The organism is Rhodococcus sp. O3 (assembly GCF_048897285.1).
In the GTDB taxonomy this organism is placed as follows: Bacteria; Actinomycetota; Actinomycetes; order Mycobacteriales; family Mycobacteriaceae; genus Rhodococcus.
The window spans coordinates 13,003-34,760 of the sequence record NZ_JBMBTE010000028.1 but is presented as its reverse complement, the minus strand read 5'-3'; the positions used below and the strand labels follow the sequence as shown (position 1 = coordinate 34,760).

The 21,758-nt window shown below is 68.4% G+C and carries 26 protein-coding genes and 1 tRNA gene; 9 read left to right on the top strand and 18 right to left on the bottom strand.

Translation table 11 applies throughout. The annotated features are described in order from the left end of the window. Nucleotides 1-57: 57 nt before the first annotated feature. The 5 genes from ACN675_RS10920 to mscL (ACN675_RS10900) all read right to left on the bottom strand — a co-directional run bounded on the left by ACN675_RS10920 (nt 58) and on the right by mscL (ACN675_RS10900) (nt 4,543). Complete coding sequence (locus tag ACN675_RS10920; protein ID WP_420750883.1) at nt 58-1,362, bottom strand: class I SAM-dependent methyltransferase; 1,305 nt, start codon at nt 1,360-1,362, stop codon at nt 58-60. Between the two features lie 45 nt (nt 1,363-1,407). After that, complete coding sequence (locus tag ACN675_RS10915; RefSeq protein ID WP_420750882.1) at nt 1,408-1,920, bottom strand: class I SAM-dependent methyltransferase; 513 nt, start codon at nt 1,918-1,920, stop codon at nt 1,408-1,410. Then, on the bottom strand, nt 1,917-3,548 hold the full coding sequence (locus ACN675_RS10910) for a BCCT family transporter (protein ID WP_420750881.1): 1,632 nt from the start codon (nt 3,546-3,548) through the stop codon (nt 1,917-1,919). The genes ACN675_RS10915 and ACN675_RS10910 overlap by 4 nt, the downstream gene beginning before the upstream one ends. A gap of 110 nt (nt 3,549-3,658) precedes the next feature. Continuing rightward, nucleotides 3,659-4,027: a GntR family transcriptional regulator gene (locus ACN675_RS10905; RefSeq protein WP_420750880.1), complete on the bottom strand. Its 369-nt coding sequence runs from the start codon at nt 4,025-4,027 to the stop codon at nt 3,659-3,661. 84 nt (nt 4,028-4,111) lie between these two features. After that, nucleotides 4,112-4,543, bottom strand: coding sequence for a large conductance mechanosensitive channel protein MscL (gene mscL / locus ACN675_RS10900; RefSeq protein ID WP_420750879.1), 432 nt, complete (start codon nt 4,541-4,543; stop codon nt 4,112-4,114). Between the two features lie 155 nt (nt 4,544-4,698). On the opposite strand from mscL (ACN675_RS10900), the gene arsC reads away from it, so the two are divergent. Continuing rightward, nucleotides 4,699-5,046, top strand: coding sequence for an arsenate reductase (glutaredoxin) (gene arsC / locus ACN675_RS10895; protein WP_420750878.1), 348 nt, complete (start codon nt 4,699-4,701; stop codon nt 5,044-5,046). A gap of 60 nt (nt 5,047-5,106) precedes the next feature. Here arsC and ACN675_RS10890 read toward each other — a convergent pair whose 3' ends face one another. Next, nucleotides 5,107-5,760 carry a phosphodiesterase gene (locus ACN675_RS10890; protein ID WP_420750877.1) on the bottom strand — a complete coding sequence of 218 codons (654 nt, stop codon included), beginning with the start codon at nt 5,758-5,760 and terminating at the stop codon, nt 5,107-5,109. Between the two features lie 144 nt (nt 5,761-5,904). Further along, complete coding sequence (gene arcA, locus ACN675_RS10885) at nt 5,905-7,116, bottom strand: arginine deiminase (RefSeq protein WP_420750876.1); 1,212 nt, start codon at nt 7,114-7,116, stop codon at nt 5,905-5,907. A gap of 73 nt (nt 7,117-7,189) precedes the next feature. Between arcA and ACN675_RS10880 the strand changes: the two genes are divergently transcribed. Then, nucleotides 7,190-7,663: an FABP family protein gene (locus ACN675_RS10880; protein ID WP_420750875.1), complete on the top strand. Its 474-nt coding sequence runs from the start codon at nt 7,190-7,192 to the stop codon at nt 7,661-7,663. Nucleotides 7,664-7,730: 67 nt separating this feature from the next. Here the strand turns inward: ACN675_RS10880 and ACN675_RS10875 are convergent, their stop codons facing one another. Together ACN675_RS10875 and ACN675_RS10870 are read right to left on the bottom strand one after the other, a co-directional pair. After that, the gene (locus ACN675_RS10875; protein ID WP_420750874.1) at nt 7,731-8,582 is read right to left on the bottom strand and encodes an SDR family oxidoreductase; all 852 of its coding nucleotides are present in this window, start codon (nt 8,580-8,582) and stop codon (nt 7,731-7,733) included. 55 nt (nt 8,583-8,637) lie between these two features. Next, nucleotides 8,638-10,041, bottom strand: a complete 1,404-nt coding sequence (locus ACN675_RS10870; protein ID WP_420750873.1) for a cytochrome P450 — start codon at nt 10,039-10,041, stop codon at nt 8,638-8,640. 157 nt (nt 10,042-10,198) lie between these two features. Here ACN675_RS10870 and ACN675_RS10865 point away from each other — a divergent pair, with 157 nt between their 5' ends. Further along, entirely contained in the window at nt 10,199-10,954 is a 756-nt protein-coding gene (locus ACN675_RS10865) for a glycosyltransferase (protein ID WP_420750872.1), read from the top strand. Nucleotides 10,955-11,011: 57 nt separating this feature from the next. Further along, complete coding sequence (locus ACN675_RS10860) at nt 11,012-11,764, top strand: glycosyltransferase (protein ID WP_420750871.1); 753 nt, start codon at nt 11,012-11,014, stop codon at nt 11,762-11,764. A 16-nt stretch (nt 11,765-11,780) separates the two neighbouring features. Here the strand turns inward: ACN675_RS10860 and ACN675_RS10855 are convergent, their stop codons facing one another. From ACN675_RS10855 to ACN675_RS10845, 3 genes are all read right to left on the bottom strand, one after another. Continuing rightward, on the bottom strand, nt 11,781-11,924 hold the full coding sequence (locus ACN675_RS10855; RefSeq protein WP_197252478.1) for a hypothetical protein: 144 nt from the start codon (nt 11,922-11,924) through the stop codon (nt 11,781-11,783). A 119-nt stretch (nt 11,925-12,043) separates the two neighbouring features. Then, nucleotides 12,044-12,460, bottom strand: coding sequence for a VOC family protein (locus ACN675_RS10850; protein WP_420750870.1), 417 nt, complete (start codon nt 12,458-12,460; stop codon nt 12,044-12,046). A 178-nt stretch (nt 12,461-12,638) separates the two neighbouring features. After that, nucleotides 12,639-12,714: transfer RNA gene (locus tag ACN675_RS10845), tRNA-Ala, on the bottom strand. 99 nt (nt 12,715-12,813) lie between these two features. On the opposite strand from ACN675_RS10845, the gene ACN675_RS10840 reads away from it, so the two are divergent. Beyond that, nucleotides 12,814-13,608, top strand: a complete 795-nt coding sequence (locus tag ACN675_RS10840; protein WP_420750869.1) for a methyltransferase domain-containing protein — start codon at nt 12,814-12,816, stop codon at nt 13,606-13,608. Here the strand turns inward: ACN675_RS10840 and glpR are convergent. The 4 genes from glpR to ACN675_RS10820 all read right to left on the bottom strand — a co-directional run bounded on the left by glpR (nt 13,602) and on the right by ACN675_RS10820 (nt 17,518). After that, on the bottom strand, nt 13,602-14,426 hold the full coding sequence (gene glpR / locus ACN675_RS10835; protein WP_420750868.1) for a gephyrin-like molybdotransferase receptor GlpR: 825 nt from the start codon (nt 14,424-14,426) through the stop codon (nt 13,602-13,604). The two genes, ACN675_RS10840 and glpR, sit on opposite strands and share 7 nt — an antisense overlap. 246 nt (nt 14,427-14,672) lie before the next feature. Beyond that, entirely contained in the window at nt 14,673-15,308 is a 636-nt protein-coding gene (locus ACN675_RS10830; protein WP_420750897.1) for a GNAT family N-acetyltransferase, read from the bottom strand. After that, on the bottom strand, nt 15,308-16,570 hold the full coding sequence (gene glp, locus ACN675_RS10825) for a gephyrin-like molybdotransferase Glp (RefSeq protein WP_420750867.1): 1,263 nt from the start codon (nt 16,568-16,570) through the stop codon (nt 15,308-15,310). The genes ACN675_RS10830 and glp overlap by 1 nt, the downstream gene beginning before the upstream one ends. A gap of 36 nt (nt 16,571-16,606) precedes the next feature. After that, on the bottom strand, nt 16,607-17,518 hold the full coding sequence (locus tag ACN675_RS10820; RefSeq protein WP_420750866.1) for a UTP--glucose-1-phosphate uridylyltransferase: 912 nt from the start codon (nt 17,516-17,518) through the stop codon (nt 16,607-16,609). A gap of 61 nt (nt 17,519-17,579) precedes the next feature. Here ACN675_RS10820 and ACN675_RS10815 point away from each other — a divergent pair, with 61 nt between their 5' ends. The 4 genes from ACN675_RS10815 (at nt 17,580) to mscL (ACN675_RS10800) (ending at nt 19,896) form a co-directional block, all read left to right on the top strand. Then, nucleotides 17,580-18,155: a 5-formyltetrahydrofolate cyclo-ligase gene (locus ACN675_RS10815; protein WP_420750865.1), complete on the top strand. Its 576-nt coding sequence runs from the start codon at nt 17,580-17,582 to the stop codon at nt 18,153-18,155. Between the two features lie 82 nt (nt 18,156-18,237). Beyond that, nucleotides 18,238-18,501 carry an FmdB family zinc ribbon protein gene (locus ACN675_RS10810; RefSeq protein WP_197252449.1) on the top strand — a complete coding sequence of 88 codons (264 nt, stop codon included), beginning with the start codon at nt 18,238-18,240 and terminating at the stop codon, nt 18,499-18,501. A 97-nt stretch (nt 18,502-18,598) separates the two neighbouring features. Beyond that, entirely contained in the window at nt 18,599-19,321 is a 723-nt protein-coding gene (locus ACN675_RS10805; protein WP_420750864.1) for an RcpC/CpaB family pilus assembly protein, read from the top strand. Between the two features lie 152 nt (nt 19,322-19,473). Beyond that, on the top strand, nt 19,474-19,896 hold the full coding sequence (mscL, locus tag ACN675_RS10800; RefSeq protein ID WP_420750863.1) for a large conductance mechanosensitive channel protein MscL: 423 nt from the start codon (nt 19,474-19,476) through the stop codon (nt 19,894-19,896). Between the two features lie 95 nt (nt 19,897-19,991). Here mscL (ACN675_RS10800) and ACN675_RS10795 read toward each other — a convergent pair whose 3' ends face one another. Next, nucleotides 19,992-20,639 carry an MspA family porin gene (locus tag ACN675_RS10795; RefSeq protein ID WP_420750862.1) on the bottom strand — a complete coding sequence of 216 codons (648 nt, stop codon included), beginning with the start codon at nt 20,637-20,639 and terminating at the stop codon, nt 19,992-19,994. Nucleotides 20,640-20,693: 54 nt separating this feature from the next. After that, nucleotides 20,694-21,446, bottom strand: a complete 753-nt coding sequence (locus ACN675_RS10790; protein ID WP_420750896.1) for an MspA family porin — start codon at nt 21,444-21,446, stop codon at nt 20,694-20,696. Between the last annotated feature and the right edge of the window lie 312 nt (nt 21,447-21,758).

The following is a 21,758-nucleotide window of genomic DNA, read 5'->3' as shown; positions in this document are numbered from 1 at the left end:
CATCTCCTCTCGCAGTGAAACCGCGGGCAGCGTCACGCTACTGCGAGGGTCCGACAATCAGGTGGCGGCGCGCGTGCCGTGGAGCCACCGATCTCGGGTACGAGGCATCCCGCTGGCACCGTCCGCGGTGGGACGCACCGCGAGGACCTGATGGACGGTGAGCCGGTTCGGTGCTTCGAACCCGAGGGCGCTCGCCGTCAGGTACAGCAGCCAGGTGCGGGCCCGTTCCTCACCGGCCAGCCGCACCGCGTCGTCCCACGATCCGAGCAGGTTCGACACCCAGGCGCGCAGGGTCAGCGCGTAGTGTTCGCGCAGCGATTCACTGTCGCGCACCTCGAGTCCGGCTCGTTCGAAGGCGTCGATCGTCTTGCTGAGCGGCAGCACCTCGCCGTCCGGGAAGATGTAGTGGTCGATGAACGACGGGGCCCGACCGGGCCTGTCCGGCAACGACCGCACCCGCGCGATCGCGTGGTTGAGCAACCGGCCGCCGGGCCGGAGCAGGGCGCGCAGCTCCGCCGCGTACAGCGGCAGATTCACCAGCCCCACGTGCTCGGACATGCCGACGCTCGCGATCGCGTCGAAGGGACCGTCCTGAATGTCGCGGTAATCCTGCAACCGGATCTCGATCCGGTCGGACAATCCGGCCTCCGCGACCCGTTTCCTCGCCAGGTCGCGCTGTTCGCGGCTGAGCGTCACCCCGACCACGTCGACCCCGTAGTCGCGGGCGGCGTGCATTGCCAGCGAACCCCAGCCGCAGCCGACGTCGAGCAGACGCATCCCCGGTGCGAGTCCCAGCTTGCGGCACACCAGGTCGCACTTGTCGCGCTGTGCGGTGTCCAGCCGGGCGTCGTCGTCCACCCAGTAGCCGCACGAATAGACCATGGTCGAGCCGAGGAACAACCGGTAGAAGTCGTTGCCGACGTCGTAGTGGTGCGACACGACGACCGAGTCGCGGTCCCGGCTGTGCCGGATCCCCCGGCGGCGGCGGATCTCGACGGCGGGTGGTCGCGGCGGCGGTCCGACGGCGCCGAGCCGCACGAGGGTGGCGGCGGCATGCGCGAGGGTGCGGGGGCGCAGGCCGGCGAGCCGATGATCCCCGATCCGGTCGACCACTTCCGGGATGCCGAGCAGGGGGAACAGATCGTCGACGTCGAGATCACCGGAGATGTAGGCGCGGGTGAGGCCGAGTTCGTTGGGTGCCCACAGCATGCGGCGCAGGGCGCGGCGGCGGTTCACGACGACGCGCGCGGCCGCGTCGGGCGGGCCGGCCTCGGACCCGTCCCAGCAGCGGACACGGACGGGAAGGTCGACACCGATCAGGGCTTCGAAGGCCGACAAGAGCCGGGATGCAGCCGACTTCATGATCATCACTGTCGCGCACCGGTCGCGGCGGTGCACGCTGAACGATCAACCTTTCTCGACCGACTCCGGCGGCGCGGCCAGGATCCCGACGGTCCGGCCCCGCTCGACCATGTCGACGATCGCGAATCCCGCCTCCGACAGCAGGGCGCTGATCCGCATCGAGATCGGTCCGGTCGCGGTGCCGGGCGGGGGTTCGTCGAACACCCACAGTTCGCCCCCGGGGCGCAGCAGCGCGGCCGCCGCGGCGGGCACGGCCGGGTCGCCGGAACGGAAAGCCGGCACATCGATCGCGAAGATCAGATCGAACGGACCGCCGTCGACGTCCGGGAAGCGGGCCACCCGCAACTCGACACCGTGCCCCGCCTGGTTCCGGCGACGAGCGCGGTCGATCTGCGTCGCCGAACGGTCCACCCCGAGGATGGTGCCGTGGGGGCCGATGCGCTCGCGCACCAGTGACACGGCCACTCCTCCCCCGCATCCGATCTCGAGCACCCGCATGCCGGGACGCGGGGCCATCGCCTCGACCGCGAACGCGATGCGGTCCGGGACGCCGGTCATCCGGTGCGCCGCAGCGTCGTCCGTGGCCCGCCGAGGAGCGGATCCCGCGACAGGTCGCGGTAGAGGGAGATGCACAACCCGACCATGACGACCACGAACGGTGCCGCGGCGAGGATCGTCATGGTCTGGAGAGCACCGAGTGCTTCCGACCCGCCGGTCCACAGCAGGAGCGCGGCCACCCCGCCGGTGAGCGCGCCCCAGAACACGACGATCCATCGGCCGGGCGAGAGCGTCCCGCGTTGAGTGAGGGTGCCCATCACCATCGACGCGGCATCGGCACCCGAGACGAAGAAGATCGCGACCAGCAGCATCACGACGAACGTCGACACCCCGACCAGCGGCAGGTTGCCGAGCATCCCGAACAGCTGTCCCTCGAGGCTGCCGACGCCGGCGATGTCGTGGCCGTCCTGCTCCTGGCCGATGGCCGCCCCGCCGAACACCGCGAACCACAACAGGCTCACGATGCTGGGCACGATGATGACACCGACGACGAACTGGCGGACGGTCCGGCCCCGGCTGATGCGGGCCAGGAACATGCCGACGAACGGCGTCCACGAGATCCACCACGCCCAGTAGAAGATCGTCCACGACGAAAGCCACTCGCCCGCTTCGGCGCTCGACGCGGCGGTGCGGGCGGACATGCGGGCCAGGTCCGAGGCGTAGGCGCCGAGGGTCGTCGGGATCAGGTTGAGGATCAGCACCGTCGGCCCCAGCACGAACACGAACAGCGCGAGGGTCAGCGCCAGCACCATGTTGATGTTCGACAGCCACTGGATGCCTTTGGCGACGCCGGACACCGCCGATGCGATGAACGCGAGCGTCAGGATCGCGACGATCGTGACGAGCAGCAGGACGCCGGTCTCCTCCATCCACCCCGTGACCTCGAATCCGGAACCGATCTGCAGAGCTCCGAGCCCGAGCGAGGCGGCGGTGCCGAACAGCGTCGCGTACAGCGCGAGAATGTCGATGACCTTGCCGAGCGGGCCCTCCGCGCGACGGCCGAGCAGCGGCACGAACGCCGAGCTGATCAGCTGCTTCCGGCCTTTGCGGTAGGTGCCGTACGCGATCGACAGACCCACCACCGCGTAGATCGACCACGGGTGCAGGCTCCAGTGGAACATGGTCGTGGCCATCGCCGGTCCGGCCCCACCTGCGCTGCGGGGCGGCGGCGTCACGAAGTGAGAGAGCGGTTCGGCGACCCCGTAGAACATCAGGCCGATGCCCATCCCGGCGCTGAACATCATCGCGATCCAGCTCACCGTGCGGAACTCGGGCTTCTCGCCGTCCTTGCCGAGCGGGATCGTCCCGTACCTGCTCATCGCGAGCCACAGCGCAAAGATCACGAATCCGCTGGCGGTGAGGACGAACAACCAGCCGAGATCCACGACGAGCAGGTCCAGTACCCGGCCGGTCACCGTGTTCAGGTTCTCGGGGGCGATCAGGCCCCACACCACGATCGCGACGACCAGGGCCGCGGCGACACCGAACACGATGCGGTCCGTCGACGGCCGCCGGTCCCGGTCCGCCGCAGGGGACGCCGGACCGGGTGGGCCGGCGCCGGGTGGTGTCTGCGGCCGGGGCGTCCCGGGCGCAGCAGTCGAACGGGTTCGATCCGCAGGCACGGCCATGGATCAACGCTCGCCCTCAACGGGGTGCGGCGCAAGCACCTGCGGCCAGGAAACGCCCTACCGAACCGGTCCTTTCGGACTTGGGGAACAAATCGGGCAGTCGGGAGGTGTCAGGCTCCACGGACCGCGGCGACTACGTACTCGAGGATCTCGTCGTCCGACATGCCGAGGGCGCGCAACTCCGCGACGTAGGCGGTGGTCGCTCGCTGGGCGAGGGTGAGCGTCGGATCACCCGACGCGGCAGTGGCGACGAACGTGCCCGCGCGCCCTCGTGTCTCGAGGACCCCGGCCTGTTCGAGTTCCCGGTAGGTCTTCGCGACGGTGTTCGGCGCGATACTGAGATGCTCGGCGAGACCGCGCACGGTCGGGAGTTTGGTACCGGCGATCAGTTCGTCGCGGCGGACCAGTTCGACGATGCGACGGCGCAACTGTTCGAACGGTGGGGTTGGAGAGCTCTGGTCGATGGCGATGTCGAGCACGCGAGCAGGGTACCAGCGCACAACGCACCGGCCCCGGGCATTGCTGCCCGGGGCCGGTGGGAAGTGCGTATGGAGTGTGACCGATCAGACACGCGCCTTGTCGAGATCGTCGTCGTCCGAACCCTTCGCGTACGTGCCCTTCTCGAGCAGGTCGCGGATCTGGATGAGCAGGTCCGTCTCGCTCAGCGGCTTGTCCTCGGACTCCTTCGGAGGAGCGAAACGGTTCTTCGCGGCGTTGACCGGGACGATGAGCACGAAGTACACGACCGCGGCGATGATCACGAAGTTGATCACCGCGGTGACGACCGCACCGATGTTGATGAAAGTCTCAGGGCTGGAAGTAATCTGGAATCCCCAGCCGTACTCGTTGGCACCGCCGACCGCCGAGACGAGCGGGTTGACGATGTTGTTGGTGAACGCGGTGACGATCGCGGTGAACGCGGCACCGACAACGACGGCGACCGCCAGTTCCACCACGTTCCCACGCAGCAGGAAATCCCTGAACCCCTTGAGCATGTACCCGGCTCCTCCCAATCGGCATTACGCATGTATTGACGGCGGGAAATCGTAGGGGGCGGGCGGGCAACCTTCAAACGGGACATATCCCGGTCGGCGGCGGACACGGCGGCATTGCGGGGACGCCCGATGCGGCGCACGGCACAATAACGGCCATGGCCAAGACCGCGACGATCTACCACAACCCGCGCTGCAGCACGTCCCGCAACACCTTGAAGGTCCTCCAGGAGGCCGGCCTCGAGCCGACCATCGTCAAGTACCTCGAGACCCCGCCGTCCCGCGACGGTCTGCGCAAGCTGCTCGACGATGCGGGCCTGAAGCCCAGCGAGGCGATCCGCCGGAAGGAAGCGCTGTTCACCGAACTGAACCTCGCCGACGCGTCCGAGGACGAACTGATCGATGCGATGGTCGACAACCCGATCCTCATCGAGCGGCCGATCGTCGTCACGGACAAGGGCACCGTCCTCGCGCGACCGGTCGACAAGGTTCGCGAGATCCTCTGACGGCACGCGCCCACGTCTCCGGGCCGGAGACGTGGGCGTTCCGCTGGGCTGCGTGTGGTTCTACTCGGACTGCGCGCGCCGGCCCGCCCGGCTGCCCCGGTACGCGGCACGGCGCGCCGCAGCGATCCACTGCGGCCACATGTCCACCCCGGCCGGGCAGTTGAGCACCGGATCGAACGCGGGTCGTTCACCGTCACCCGGCAGTGTCTCCACGACGAGCCGCCCGGCAGGTGTCACGTCGCCTCCCGCGGATTTCAGTGACAAGCCGAAGCGCAACGTGCCGCTGTCGGCGAGTGCGCCCGCATCCGCCGACGCCGGGAGCCCGGCCTCCGGTTCCGCCACCACCCATCGCAGATCCCGGTGCTCACGCGTGCGGAACGCGGTGACACTGCTGTAGTGCGCGCCCGACCAGCTCCGCGCCGGCGACAACAGCACGGGCACACGCCCGTGTGCGGTGACCAACAGGATGTCCCACGGCCCCTCTGTCAGATGCAGCCGCACCGCCACTCCGAGGAAATCGGGAACCATTGCGGGAAGACCGATTCCGCGGGACAACCGGACCGTGGCCGGTACTTGTCCCTGCGTCGGCCACCAGCTCGACACCAGCTCGGCGTGCCCGCGAGCGAGAACGCCGTGCGGATGGAAGATGCGCGCGTGCCGAACCGCAGAGGCCGCCGCGAACGGTGCCTCGAGGACCGCGTCGAGCTGTTTCATCCCACCCAGATACCCACCCGACGCGGTTTCAATCACCCTCCCCTGTTCCCGAGCGCCCGCCCCCCTTTTTCCGAGCGAATGTATCGCTCAGTCGGTCGAAGGAGACGAGCGGTACATTCGCTCGGAAGAAACGAGGGCGAGGGATCAGAGCGCGGCCCGCGCGAGGGGGCACGACATGCACCGGGGCCCGCCCCGGCCCGATCCCAGTTCCGACCCGGCGATCCGCAGTACCTCGATACCCGCTGCCTCGAGCCGCGTGTTCGTCTCGACGTTCCGCTCGTAGGCGACGACCACTCCCGGCGCGACCGCGAGGGTGTTGTTGCCGTCGTCCCACTGTTCCCGTTCGGCGACGACCGAGTCCAGGCCGGTGTCGATGACGCGGAGCTTGTCGATACCCATCGCCTCGGCCGCGGCCTCGAGGAACGGTCGCGGCCCGCCGATGCGGGCGTCGCCGTCGTCCCGGCGGATCGTGAAGGCCTCGAGCGTGTCCCGGATCGCCGGATACATGACGACCGCATCGGTGTCGACCATCGTGCACACGGTGTCCAGATGCATCGACGCCCGCTGCTGCGCGATCGGCACCGCCAGCACCGTGTGCGCCAGACCGTCCTCGAACACACTGCGCGCCAACGCTTCCGCGCCGGCCGGTGAGGTGCGCTCCCCCACGCCGACGGCGATGACCCCCGGCGCGAGCAGCAGCACGTCACCGCCTTCGACGGGTGCGGTGTGCGATTCGTAGGCGCGGCGCACCCCGAGGAACCGCGGGTGGAACGCGTAGATGAGGTCGGTGAGCGAGGCCTCGCGCCGACGGGCGGGCAGCGCGAGCGTCGGGATCGCGACTCGCGGTCCGATCCAGAACGACGAGTCGCGGGTGAACAGGAGGTTGGGCAGGGGATCGATCACGAAGTCGCCGCCGTGGTGCATGAGCCGCACCAGCGACGGCGGGCCCGCCGTGCCGGTTTCGGGCAGTTCGTCGAACGTCATTCCCGCGACCAGGATCCGGGTCAGTTCGGGAGCCGGCAGCGTTCGCAGGTGCGCGGCCAGGTCCTGCGCGAGCGCGTGCCCGAGCCTGCGCGGGTCGACGGCCGAGGAAATCCCCTGGATGCGCGCGGCGCCGCTGACCTCGAGGGTTTCGCAGAGCAGATCGGCGAGCAGCAACACTTCGACCCCGCGACTGCGCAGCAACTCGGCGAAGGCGTCGTGTTCCTCCTGGGCGCGCGCCACCCACGGCAACGCGTCGAAGAGCAACTGGTCGTTGTTGCGGGGCGTCAGCCGCTCGAGTTCCGCACCGGGCCGGTGCAGCATGACCGTCGTGAGGGCCCCGACCTCGGAATCGACACACAACTGCGCGCTCATGCGTCAACGGTAGTGCCGGTGCCCGGCGGGTGGGAGGATCGACGTGCCCATACGCGAGCGAGGAGCACCACACGTGACGAATTCGGACCCGCTCGGCGAACTTGCCCCGTTCGCCGGCCGATGGGTCGGCGGCGGAGACGGCCACTACCCCACCATCGACGACTTCGCCTACGACGAGACGATCGAGTTCACGTCGATTCCCGGGAAACCGTTCCTGATGTACGTCAGCCGCACCCGGGCCCGCGACGACGGGCGACCGCTGCACACCGAGAACGGCTACCTGCGCCGCAGTGGTCACGACGTGGAACTGCTGGTGTCACAGCCCACCGGGTTCGTCGAGATCCAGCGATCGCGGCTCACGCACGGCGTCCTCGATTTCACCGCCGTGCATCTCGATCGGTCACCGGATGCGAAGCCCGTGCACGAGCTGCGCCGCCGGTTCGTCCTCGACGGCGACACCCTCACCTACGACCTGTGGATGGCGCACGACTCGACACCGCTGACCCATCACCTGCACGCACGACTCACGCGCGACGCTGCGAGCTAGGCCCGGTGCGTCGTTGTGGCGGTTGGAGGCGCCACAAAGAGACACGGGGCGCGAAGCGCCCGGCCGCTCACGTCGGCGGTAGCAGCACCTTGCTGAAGTAGTCGTTGGCCTTCTGCATCGTGTACTCGTACGGGGGCGCGAACTTGCGAGCCCACCAGTAGCCGAACCGGATGTCGAACGACGTGTAGACCAGGAATCGGTTGCGTTTGACACCGGCGAGGATCCGCTTCGCCGCCAGCTCCGGGGAGATCCCGTGCGCCGAGAACCTGCGGGTGAACGCCTGGATGCGCGGATCCTTGCGGTCGAACCCGGCGATCTCGGCGGCGTCGACGAGGGGCGTGCGCACCGCACCGGGTACCACGAGGCTCACGCCGATCCGGTGCCGTTTCAGGTCGTGGCGCAGCACTTCGGAGACACCGCGCACCCCGAACTTCGCGGCGCTGTACGCGGCGTGCCACGGAAGAGCCAGCAGTCCGGCCGCGGAGGACACGTTGACCAGCTGCCCGCCGCGGCCCGCCTCGATCATCGGCGGGACGAAGCACTCGATGACGTGGATGGGCCCCATCAGATTGACGTCGACCATCGTCTTCCAGTGCCGGTGCTCGAGGTTTTCGACGGTGCCCCACACCGACGTGCCGGCTACGTTCATCACGACGTCGACGCTGCCGAAGCGCTGATGAACCTCGTCGGCGAAGGCCCGCACGGCCTCGAAATCCGTGATGTCGAAGGCGCTGTGGTGCAGGACTTCTCCGCCGCGGGAACCGATGAGAGCCACCACGTCGTCGAGGCCCGCCTCGTCGATGTCGGTGAGCAACAGACGAGCGCCCTCGTCCGCGGCGGCGATTGCGACCGCCCTGCCGATACCGCTCGCAGCACCGGTGACGACGGTCAGTGCCCCCTTGAACGACTTGATCCCCAACTCGTCTCCTCAGTCACGAAGGTGCGGAGTCGCCAGCCTACGTGACCCCCGAGCGCTACGCAGGACCGCTCGGACGCCGCGGGCGCGGCGTCAGCGTGAGCCCCGCGGGCGAAAGACTGAGCCGTTCGTGGATCTGCAGCCGATAGCCGGGATCGGGCACGAGATCGTACTCGCGCAGGATCGTGCCGAGCACGAGAACTGCTTCGTGCACTGCGAATTGCCGTCCGATGCAGGCCCGGGCACCGGTGCCGAACGGCTTGTAGACGTGCGGTGGGCGCAGCCGGATCCGATCGGGAAGAAACCGGTCCGGGTCGAATCGGTCGGGGTCGTCACCCCACACCGGATCACGGTGCAGCGCAAGCACGAGCACCACGACCCAGTCGCCGGCCTGCATGCTGTGCCGGCCGCCGAGCACGGTGTCGGTGCGAGCCTCGCGGGCGAACGCCGGAACCGGGGGCCACAACCGCAGTGTCTCGTCCACGATCCGGCGGACCAGCCTCAGTTTGGGCACCTGCTCGAACTCGGGGGTCCCGCTGCCCCACACCGCATCGACCTCGGCGCGGGCCGAGGCATACAACACCGGATCCTGAGAGAGGTAGTGCAACGCGAACGCGAGCAGAGCGGCGGTGGTCTCGTGCCCGGCCAGCAGGAACGTCAGCGCCTGGTAGCGGATGTTGTCGCGGTCCAGGCGGTTCGGGTCGTCCCGGCGGGCCGCGTCGAGCATGATCTCCAGCAGATCGGTGTCCGGCGCAGGACCGGACCCGATGCGCGCGCGAATGATTTCCTCGATCGAGTCGTGCAGGAACGCCAGATCGGCGGCGTTCCTGCGATCCGCGAACCCGTAGGCGATGCGGCGCAGCCCCGGGACGTTCCGGAGCGTCCGGCGCTGAGCATGAACGAGGCTCCGGGCCATCGCCGCGCGTGCGGGATGTGCACTGGCACGGTCGAACGAGCCGAACGAGTGCCCGAATCCTGCCCGCGCCACGGTCTCGAACGCGACCTTGATCATGTCCTCCACCACGTCGACCGGCCGACCGGCGCTCCGGTTCCAGTGCCCGACGAGGTCGGAGGCGACATCGCACATCACCGCGTGATAGCTGCGCATCGCCGACCGGGTGAACGCCGGTGTCAGCAGCGCATGGGCCCGGGCCCAGTTCTTTTCGTGGTTGTAGGCGGTGAACAGTGCGTCGCCACCGATTCCGCGTAGTGCCTCCACACCCGGCGCGACGTGCTTGGCGAATCGTGTCTCGTCGGACAGTTCGGCGACCAGGTCGGCTCCCGACACCAGGACGAACCGGTGCCCGAGGGCGCGTCGCTCGAAGATCGGCCCGAGCCGGCGACTCATCGTCCAGGAATCCTGGATGGCTCGGTGCGGTGACACCCCGAGCACGTCCCCCAGTATCGGCACCCGCCACTGTGGGTGCGGCAGACCGGTCGATTCCATGGTCAGTGCGACCATCGGAGCCCCTTCCCCCCTGTAAGTCCGGACTCGACTCTCGAGGACGGTACGCCGCTTTCCCCGAGCAGAGAGGCGCATTCCGCCATTCCGTCCTGAATTCACCCCCGGCGCCGGTAGCCTGAGCCCACCTTCGCCCCTGCCATCCGAGGACGGCCCCATGGCGTCAGACCTGTGGGTTGTGATCCCGGCCTACAACGAGGCCCCCGGCATCACAGCCACCCTTACCGCACTCCGGCACCAGCGCAGTCGCGATTTCCGCGTGGTCGTCGTCGACAACGGCTCGACCGACTCCACCGTCGAGATCGTCGACGAATTCGCCTCCGCGCACCCGGACCTGGACCTCACACTGATTCACGAATCACAGAAGGGCACCGGGGCCGCCGCGGACACCGGTATGCGCTACGCCATCGAGTCGGGGGCCGTGCGGCTGGCACGGACCGACGCGGACTGCGTGCCCGAACCCGACTGGACCGAGCAGATCGGTGTGGCCTTCGACGACGGGCTGCGCAGCATCGCGGGACAACTGCTGCCCCGCACCGACGAGGGCCTGTCCCCTGCCCGGCTGGTGCTCATGCGCATCGTCATCGAGATCGGATCGCTCGTAGCCAAGGTCCGGGGGATCAATCGCGGCCCGCAGTTCCTGGGAACCTACGTGCTCACCCCCGGCTGCAACATGGCGATCACCGCGGAGCTGTACGAGGCCGCAGGGGGCTTTCCGCGCACCCGGATCCAGGACGAGCACGAGGACCGGTACCTGCACAACCGGGTGCGCACCCTGACCACCGACTACGGTCTGCGCCGCTCGGTCCGCGTCCGCATGTCCACGCGGCGGTTCTCCGCCTGGGGAATCCGCAACACGCTGCGCTGGTACGCCGAGCATCGTTTCCGGCCGGAGACGGTGGATATCCGATAACAGGGGGACATCCGATGAGGGGGACATCCGATGGCGGGTAACCGTTCGGGAAGCGGCGTGGCCGATCTGTGCGTGGTGATCCCGGCCCTCGACGAGGAAGCCCGCATAGGGCAGACGCTGAGCGCGCTGGCCGCGCAACGGTACCGGGACTTCGACGTCGTCGTCGTGGACAACATGTCCACCGACCGCACGGTGCAGCGGGTACGGGAGTTCGCCGCTGCGCACCCCGTCATGACCGTCGACATCGTCGAGGAGCCGGAGAAGGGCACCGGGGCGGCTGCCGACACCGGGATGCGCTTCGCGGCGGCGCGCGGCGCGACCCGCCTCGCGCGGACCGACGCCGACTGCCTCCCCGATCCGAACTGGACCGCGGAACTCACCGCGGGTTTCGATGCGGGACTGCGGATGATCGCCGGCCGGATGCGTCCCCGCACCGACGAGGGGCTGTCGTGGTCACAGATGCTCGGGATGCGCACGATGTTCTTTCTCGGCACCTACCTCGGCAAGCTGAACCCCGACTTCCGCGGGCCGCAGTTCCACGGGCCGTACATCCTCACCCCGGGCTGCAACATGGCGATCACCGCGGAGCTGTACGAGGCCGCCGGGGGTTTCCCGCGCACCCGTATCGAGGACGAGCACGAGGACAAGGCCCTGCACGGCAGGGTGCGCACGCTGACCTCGCAATACGGTAAACGCCGCGGTGCGGTCGTCTACGGGTCGTGCCGCCGCATCGCGGCGTGGGGGTACCGCAACACCTTCCTGTGGTACTACGACCACCGCTTCCGCCCGGAGCACGTGGACATCCGGTGAGATGGATGGCCGGCTCTCAGAGACGCTGCGCCATCTCCTCCTGATACTGGCGGATCGTTTCCTCGATCTGCTCGGCGTCGTCGGTTCGGTTCTCGTGCCGTGCTGTCTCGGCTCGCTCGCGGAGCACTCGAATCGCACGCCGAAGTTCGTCGTCACTCATCCTGTGTTCCATGTCACCCAGTCTTCCCAATTTCGTTGTGACCTGCCACCGGATCGGATGCCGTTGCGGTAACGGTCCGCCGGCTGCCACGGACCGGACGCCCGAGCGCGAGGCCGGAACTACTCGGCGGCAGCGGCTTCGGTTTGCTCGTTCCAGACGAGTTCCCACAGGTGGCCGTCGGGGTCGGCGACGTATCCGGTGTACGAGCCGTCCTGCTCCTCTGCGGGGCCGGGCACCGATCCGCCGGCCTGTCGCGCCCGCTCGATGGTTCGGTCCACTTCCTCCTTGTCGGCGATCGCGCAGGAGAAGATGCAGGTACCCGGCACCGGGTATCCCCCGTCCGCGACGCCTCCGCGCTCGGCGTACCGCGCGTACTCCTGCCGTTCGATCAGGAACAGGGAGAGGTTCGGCAACTCGATCGGGATGATCCCCTCGTCGATGCCCGACGTCTCCAACCCCAGCCCGTCGCGATAGAACCGCAGCGTGCGTGTCAGGTCGGTGACCGGCACGGAGACGACAACGGTTATCGGCCTCACGACGCACCCTCCTCGATCGGGATAGTGGGTGCCACCCAGTACACCCCGGTCGAGGCAGCGGCGCACGATATCTGCCGTCCCGGCAGTTCATCGCACGACTCCGGCCCGGCACGAACCCGGTGCGAATACGAAGAAACCCTGCGCCCGTATCGGGTGCAGGGTTGAAACCTCGTCGAGATGGTGGAGCTGAGGGGAATCGAACCCCTGACCTCTTCGATGCGAACGAAGCGCGCTACCAACTGCGCCACAGCCCCATCGGTCCCTCTCGGAACCGCTCGCAAACTTTAGCAAACCGATTGCCCATGCACGAAATCGCCTGGTCAAATGCAGTAGCAGGGGCAAAGATGAAGGACATGACCAGGCGTGAAACGTTCCAGGTCTCATCCGATGCCGCCGAAGTCTACGAATCCAGATTCGTGCCGGCGCTGTTCGCCCAGTGGACTCCGCTCGTCGTCGAACAGGCCGCGGTCACCGAGGGTCAGCGGATCCTCGATGTGGCCTGCGGGACGGGGGTGGTGGCCCGGACCGCCGCCGAGCGGGTCGGCCCGCACGGCCGGGTCGTCGGCCTCGATCTGAACCCGGGCATGCTCGCGGTGGCCCGGCGCATCCGTCCCGATCTCGCGTGGTGCCTCGGCGATGCCGGCGCGCTGCCGTTTCCCGACGACACGTTCGACGCCGCGCTGTGCCAGATGGCGCTGATGTTCTTCCCCAACCGCCGGCAAGCGCTGGCCGAGATGAACCGCGTCGCACGCGGATTCACCGTGTGCGTGCCGGCGGCCCTACCGGATCAGCCCGCCTACCGATTGCTCGTCGAGGTAGCGGCGCGGCACGCCGGTCCCGAGGCGGTGTCGTTGCTGAACACCTACTGGAGTTGCGGTGACCGCGACGAACTGACCGCGCTGGTCGGCGAGGCGGGCGCGACCGTCGACCGGTGCACGACACACACCGGCACCGCCCGCTTCTCGTCACCGGAGACGTTCGTGGACACGGAGATCAACGGGAGCCCGCTCGCTGAGCGGATCGAACCTGCGACCCGCGACGCCATCCGGCGCGACGTGCGGACCGAACTGGCCCGGTATGTGGAGGCAGACGGAACGGTGTCGGCACCGCTGGTGGCCCATGTCGTCACGGGCCGGCACGGTCACTGACCGGACGCGCGGCGCACTTCGTAGTCCGGCTCCTCGCGGGGGCCGCGGGGTTCGCGAGGTTCGTAGCTGTCGACCTCGTCGGCGTAGGTGTCGAGATGTTCGAAGACCGGATCCTCGTCGTCCACCTCGAGCACGACGGCACCGGGGCGCCGCAGCCGCGCCGGGATCAGGCGCAGTTCCTCGTCGCTGCGCGATTCGACGCCGAGCCGCGACCGCGCGAGACGGGCCATGCGGCGACGACGGATCTCCTGCTCGAGCCGCACCTGCCGGCGCAGGTAGAACAGGTAGCCGATCAGCGCAGCCGTCGCCAGCGCGCACAGCCACCACAGGGCGGGCGAGACGATGAGGGCGAGCGCCGCGGTCATGATCGCCGCGAACAGCAGTCCGAGCACGGCGCGCTGCCGGAACTCGTACCGCGCCGCCCGGGCGACCGCGTCGGCGTGCGGATCGAAGCCGCCGCGACCGCGACGTGCGGGCACGAACTCGCGGGCGGGAGCTCGATCGGCTTCTTCGGGTGGCCGCTCGTCGAGATCGACGAGTTCCTGAGTGTCCATGCTGTCCTCCGCGGGGCGGTCCACCCGACCGGCCGCCAGCGGTGCGCGGCGACGGTCGCGACTGGGACGCCAGTTCGGGTCGCTGCGGTGACCGGCGGCCGGACCACGCGGGGTGATCGGGTCGTCGTCACCTCGGTGCAGTACACGCGTAGCGAGCGCGGCGTCGGTCGTCTGGCGGATACGGGGGCGCTTCGTGACCAGCATCGGCACCAGGACGAACAGCCACACGGCAACGAGTCCGATCCACAGGAGCGAGTTCGGCATACCGGCGGCCCTCCTCCCAGTTGTCGCCTACCAGCCTCTCGACGCCACTGACCTAGTCAGGCTAATGGCATCCGCTCGGTCACCCCGACAGAAACGCCGGACTCATGTGACAACTACTGCAACACGAGTCACGCCGAATCATGTGACACTTCCTTCACTCTAGTCACACGAATATATGTCTGCATGGGTATTACTACGCGGTATGACCGTAATCTCCGTTACAGGTGGATATAGTGATCCGCCGATTCACGCCCAGCTGGCCCGACCGCTCCGGACGAGCCGGTCCGACACCGAGCCGGGCACCTCCTCGACGGTCATCGCGACCAGCAGGTGGTCGCGGAAGGCGCCGTGCACGTCGAGATAGCGCCGCAGCAGCCCTTCCTCACGGAATCCGACGTTGCTGAGCACCGCACGGCTCGCCGCGTTCTCCGGACGCACGGTCGCCTCCACGCGGTGAAGACCCACCGGGCCGAAGCAGTGGTCGAGCCCCAGCGCGACCGCCGCGGTCGCGACGCCCATCCCGTTGACGTCCTTGCTGACCCAGTAGCCGATCCAGGCGGACCGCAGAGCGCCGCGGATGATGTTGCCGACGGTGAGCTGCCCGCAGAACTGTCCGTCGAGTTCGATGGCCATCGGCAGCATGTGCCCCTTGCGGGCCTCGGCACGCAGACTCCGGTACATCCCGGGCCATACCGAGATGTGGTGCCGCGCATCCCACGGCGCATCGCCCGTCGGCTCCCACGGTTCGAGGTGATTGCGGTCGGCGATCCGCAGCCGACTCCACGCGGCGGCGTCGCGCAACCGCACGGACCGCACCGTCACGAGGCCGCCGCGGACCCGCAGCGGACCCAGATCCGCCGGCCAGCCCGGATGAACGCCGATCAACCGCGCTGCCCGAGGAAGGCCACGTCGACGGGGTCGCCGGTGCGAACCTCGGAGACATCGGGATCGATCAACACCAGGCAGTTCGCTTCGGCAAGCGTCGCGAGCAGATGGGACGACGCGCCCGCCGCCCCACCGAGCGCCTGCACCAGGTAGTCGCCGGTCGCCTCGTCGCGCATCAGCTGGCCGCGCAGGAATCCCTTGCGCCCCGGGATGGAGGTGATCGGCGAGACCGTGCGTGCCGGGACGACCCGCCGCATCGGGTGCCGACGGCCGAGCGCGATGCGGATCAGCGGCCGCACCATCACTTCGAACACGACGAGCGCGCCGACAGGGTTGGCGGGCAACAGGAATGTGGGCACCTCGTCGCGGCCGAGCTGACCGAAGCCCTGCACGGACCCGGGATGCATTGCGACACGGTCCACTTCGAGCGGACCGAGTTCGGACAACGCTTCGCGCACGTCCTCGAGGGCACCGCCGCCGACCGCCCCCGCGATCACGACGATCTCCGAGCGGATCAGCTGTCCCTCGACGACCTCGCGCAGCGTCTTCGGGTCGGTGCCGACGATGCCGACGCGGTTGACGTCGGCGCCCGCGTCCCGCGCGGCGGCGGCCAGCGCGTACGAGTTCACGTCGTACACCTGCCCCGGTCCGGGTGTGCGGTCCACGTCGACCAGTTCGCCGCCGACGGAGATGACCGACAGCCGCGGTCGCGGGTGCACCAGCACCTTGTCGCGTCCGACCGCGGCGAGCAGACCGACCTGCGCCGACCCGATGATGGTGCCGGCGCGGACCGCGACATCGCCGGGTTGCACGTCGTCGCCCGTGCGGCGCACGTAGTCGCCGCTGCGGACCGCCTTGTGAACCTTGATGCGGGCGGTGCCGCCGTCGGTGAACTCGAGCGGGAGCACCGCGTCGGCGAGGGTGGGCAGAGGCGCGCCGGTGTCGACACGCACCGCCTGCCGGGGTTGCAGGCGGATGGGCTGACGCGAGCCGGCACGGACCTCGCCGACGACAGGCAAGCTCAGCTCGGCCTGTTCACCGTCCTCGTCGTCGGCGGCGGTGACACCGGCGTCCTGCACGTCGACGCTGCGCACCGCGTATCCGTCGATCGCGGCCTGGTCGAAGCCCGGCAGCGGCCGCTCGGTGACCACTTCCTCGGCGCAGAGCAGACCCTGCGCCTCGGAGATCGCCACCCGAACCGGCCTGGGTGCGACGGCTGCCGCCGTGACCCGTGCCTGCTGTTCCTCAACCGACCGCATAACGTCTCTCGTCCTCCAGCCGCGACCCGTCGACCGTCAGCGCTCGAGGCGCTCGATGAGCCACTGGCGCAGAGACGGACCGTATTCCTCGGTGTTCAACGCAGAGTCAACCGCAGCCCGCAGGTAGCCCCCGGGATTTCCGAGATCGTGTCGAGTGCCGCGGTGCACGACGACGTGCACGGGGTGGCCTTCCTCGATGAGCAGGGCAATCGCGTCGGTCAGCTGAAGTTCGCCGCCGGTGCCGGGGGTGATGCGGCGCAGGGCGTCGAAGATCGCGCGATCGAGCAGGTAGCGGCCGGCGGCGGCGAACGTCGACGGCGCGTCCTCCACGGCCGGCTTCTCGACCATGCCGAGAACCTTGAGCACGTCGGGGTTGGTGGCGTCGGGCACGACCTCGACGTCGAACACGCCGTACGCGCTGATCTGTTCCTTGGGCACGTCGATCGCGCACAGCACCGAGCCGCCGCGCTTGGCGCGCACCCGCTGCATCGTTTCGAGGACGCCGACGGGCAGCACGAGGTCGTCGGGCAGCAGCACCGCGATCGCGTCCTCGTCGGGGTCGAGGGCCTTCTCGGCGCAGGCAACGGCGTGACCGAGGCCCAGCGGCTGTTCCTGGACGACGGACTGGACCTCGAGCAGGCCCGGAGCCTTGCGGACCTTGGCGAGCAGTTCGTACTTGCCCTTCTCCTCGAGCTTCGACTCGAGCACGAGATCCTCGACGAAGTGCGCGACCACGCCGTCCTTGCCGGGGGAAGTGACGATCAGCAACCGTTCGGCACCGGAGTCGGCGGCCTCCCCTGCCACGAGTTCGATGCCCGGGGTGTCCACGACCGGAAGGAGTTCCTTCGGCACGGTCTTGGTCGCCGGGAGAAACCGGGTACCCATTCCTGCCGCCGGCACGACTGCCGTCCGGAAATGTCGGACGCCGTCGGTCGTATTGTTCGTCATAGACTCCCACCCTAACGTTCGCTACCACGCGGTAGCCCCTCACGATCTTAAGGTGGCCGGTGTGCAGGCACGATCCAAGGCCGTCTGGCGGACATCCGTCCTCGCCGCCCGGCGCGACCGCAGCGACGCCCAGCGTCGCGTGGAGGACGATGCTCTGACCGCGTCGGTCCGCGCACTGGCCGCATCCGGCGCGACGGTCTGCGCGTACATCCCGGTGGGTACCGAACCCGGGTCCTTGGCGCTGCTCGACGCCCTGCGGGACGGCGGAATCCGGGTGCTGGTGCCACTCACCAGCAAGGACAGCATCCTGGAGTGGGCCGAGTACACCGGCGAGGACGACCTCGTGGCGGCGGACTACGGTCTGCGCGAACCTCGCGGTCCCGTGCTGGCCGCCGAAACCGTGGCACAGGCGTCGGTCGTGCTGGTGCCGGCGCTCGCGGTCGACCGGCGCGGAGTGCGCCTGGGCCGGGGCGCCGGGTTCTACGACCGGACCCTGCACCTTGCCGACCCGTCGGCCCGGCTGATCGCCGTGGTGCGCGACGAGGAGCTGGTCGACGAGCTGCCCGAGGATCCGCACGACATCCGGATGACGCACGCTCTGACGCCGAGCGGCGGGCTGACCGCGCTGGTGGAATAGATCTCACACTGGCGTCGTTGGCACTGTCGGCTGTAGAGTGCTAAAGCTGCGATTTATTTTCGAACGCGCGGAGGATTCACCGGTGCCCACCTATTCATATGCCTGCACGGCTTGCGACAACCGTTTCGACATCGTGCAGTCGTTCAGCGACGACTCCCTCACCGAGTGCCCGGAGTGCACCGGCAAGCTGCGGAAGCTGTTCAACTCCGTCGGCGTCGTCTTCAAGGGCAGCGGCTTCTACCGCACCGATTCGCGCGGTGGCAGCAGCACCGCGAGCGAGCCGGCCAAGTCCGACTCCTCGAGCAGCAGCTCGTCCAGCTCGACTCCGGCGGCCGCCGCGAGCTGATCGCGAGTTGTCCACAGGCGGGCTGTTCATCCACAGATCGCCTCGAATTCGCGCTTCACGAGACCGACAGGCACGGCCGAACTCATAGGGTTCGGCCATGCTTGCCGGTCTTTCTCCGTTCCAGCCCCGATCTCGCCTCCGTTCCTCCGGCGGGCCTCGGGCCACGACCTCCCTACAGCCCACGCTCGCCGATCGCGCGAGCACACTGCTGCGACCGGGCTGGGCGCGCACGGTCGCGGCCCGGCGCGGTGCCGCTGCGCTTCTGGCATTGATCGCCCTCGTCGCTGTTTTTCGAGACGGGCCTTCGAGCGGCCGCTCCCCCGCCGTCGTCGCCGTGCGCGACCTGAGCCCCGGGCACACACTCACCCTCGAGGATGTCGAACTCACCGACCGCGAATCCGCGTCTGTGCCGTCCGGCGCGCTCACCGCGGTCTCCGACGCGGTCGGCCACACCCTGTCCGGCCCTGTCCCCGCCGGCGAAATCCTCGTCTCGGTGCGCATGCTCGGTCCGCGCCTGGCGAGTGCGGCCACCGGGAATCCGGATGCGCGCGTGGTTCCGATCCGGCTGGCCGACGCGGGTGTCGGCGATCTGCTGCGCGAGGGTGACCTCGTCGACGTGCTGACGGTCGCGCCAGGTTCCGAAGACCTCTCCCCCAACGCGCAGGTGCTGGCGACGGGCGCGACCGTTGTGCTCGCACATTCCGCGGAAGGCGCTCGTGACCAGCGTGAACGTGTGGTCCTGCTGGCTCTGGCACCGGATCAGGCGACGGCGGTCGCGGCGGCGTCGCTGGTCAGCGCGCTAACCGTGACTCTGCACTGAGCCGTGCGAACGGTGGCACTGAGCTCCGCGAACCGAATGCACTGAGCTCCGCGAACCGGTTGCACTGAGCCGCTGTGCAAACCGTGGAGTTGGTTTAGGGTTCCCCTCGAAGCTACATGTGATCGGCACCACATATACGAGGAGAGCGGACCATGCTGAAGGGCTTCAAGGATTTCCTGCTGAGAGGCAACGTCCTCGACCTCGCCGTCGCGGTGGTCGTGGGCACCGCGTTCGTGGCCATCGTGACGGCCTTCACCGAATACATCATCAACCCGCTCATCGCCGCCATCGGCGGCGACAACGACATGGGCTGGGGCTTCCAGATCCTTGCGAACAACCCGGCCACGTTCGTGAACATCGGCGCGGTCATCTCCGCGGCGATCAACTTCGTCATCATCGCGGCGGTCGTGTACTTCGTGCTCATCGTTCCGGCGAATGCCGCCAAGAAGCGGTTCGCGACGGAGAAGTCCGACGAGAAGGCCAGCGCGGAGGACCTGCTCATCCAGATCCGCGACATTCTCGAGGCGCAGGCGGGTCAGGCCGGCGCGCACGCGAAGGACGCCCCGAAGTCGTAATGCCCCTCATTCCGTGGTCCTGGCACGAAAAGGGCTGAGCCCCTCGGAGATTCCGAGGGGCCCAGCCCTTGTTCGGCGGTTGCCGGACTGTCGTCTTAGACGGTCCAAGCCTTGCCGTAGGTGGTGACGTTGTCGCCGTTCGCGGTGATCACGCGGACGAACGGACGGACCTGGACGGAGCCGAGGACGCCGGAGGCCACGCCGTGAACGTTGGCGAACTGGACGGTCTTGTAATCACCGTCGAACTCGCCCTCGGCGACGACGAGTTCCTCGATACCCGGAGCCGGGCTCAGGGAGAGCTCAGCGCTGGCCTGCGGCAGGATGCTGTCGATTCCGGCCTCCGCGTACGGACCGTCTGCGTCGGCACCGACGATTGCCTCGAGGCCCGGGGTGGAGTAGCTGACACCGATGGAGCCGTCGATGCTGCCGGCCCACGCGAACTGGTAGCCGAACTGGAAGGTGGTGCCCTCGGCGTCGGCAGCGCCCTCGCCGATCAGGTTCGCGGTGCCGCGGCCGTTGTGGAAGAACTCGCGGTTGAACGGGCTGCCACCGAGCGCGGGAACACCGGTGATGTTGGTGTCCTCCTGCGTCACGACGACCTCGAGGCCGTCGGAGACGATGCGGTTCTGGTCGTCGACGTCGGCCTGCGCGGTGCCGGTCGCACCCAGGACGAGGCCGAGAACGGCGGCACCGGACACGGCGGCGTTACGGGCGGCCTTGAAGCCACGCGACTTGATTCCCATGATTACTCCGTATTTCGTGGTGGGGATGTACTGCGAGGTGTGGCTGATGCCGGACTAGATGGTCCAGACCTTGCCGTAGGTGGTGACGTTGTCGCCGTTAGCCGTGATCACACGAACGAACGGACGAACCTGCACCGGGCCGATGACGCCGGTGGCGGCACCGGACACATTGGCGATCTGGACTTCCTTGAAGTCGCCGTTGAATTCACCCTCGGCAACGACGAGCTCCTCGATGCCCGGGGCCGCGGTCAACGCCACGCCCGCGTTCGCCTGCGGCAGGATGCTGTCGACCACATTCTTCTGTGTCTTGGGCACGTACGTGTACGCAGGGATGCGCTCGCCGTTCGCGTCCAGCACCTCGTTGCCCAGGCCATCCCTGATGAAGATCGGGTCTCCGTTGGCATCCGTGGCGGCGACGTAGTTGCCGGTCGTGGTCACTGCGAGATCCGGCGAGTTCCAGCTCACACCGATCGAGCCGTCGATCGCGGCGGACCACGCGAACTGGTAGCCGAACTGGAAGGTGGAGTCCTCGAAGTCGGCAGCGTCGGGGCCGACAATGTTGGCGACGCCGACACCGTTGTGGAACCACTGACGGCTCAGCGGGCTGCCGCCGATCGGAGGCACACCCTGAATGAATGTGTCCTTCTGGGTAACGATCACCTCGTTACCGGCGGACACGATCCGGTTCTGGTCGTCGACGTCGGCGCTGGCCACACCCGACGATCCGAGGACCAGACCAGCCACGGCGGCACCGGCCACCGCGGCGTTGCGGGCAGCCTTCAGGCCGCGTCGCGTCTGAATCTTCATGAATGCCTCATCCATTCTCTGCGTGCCGGGTTCAGCACCCGCGTCCGACAAGTTGTCGTGTCGCCCGCGAGGCATGTCACACCGAGCGCCGCCGAGGCAGATCCCCCGTCGATGCCGATGCGCACATCATCCGCACGGTAGCTGTGTTACCGATTCGTGATAAAAGACCCGGTTTTTATGGCCGGGTCTTTACTCAATCGAACCTGTGCAGAGATTAGACGGTGACCTAAACGCGGGCAATGGCTACCCTCACATGCCCTGGCAGGAGGCGGTGCGGGGCTATTCCAGCAACGTTTCGAAGAAGTGAACATA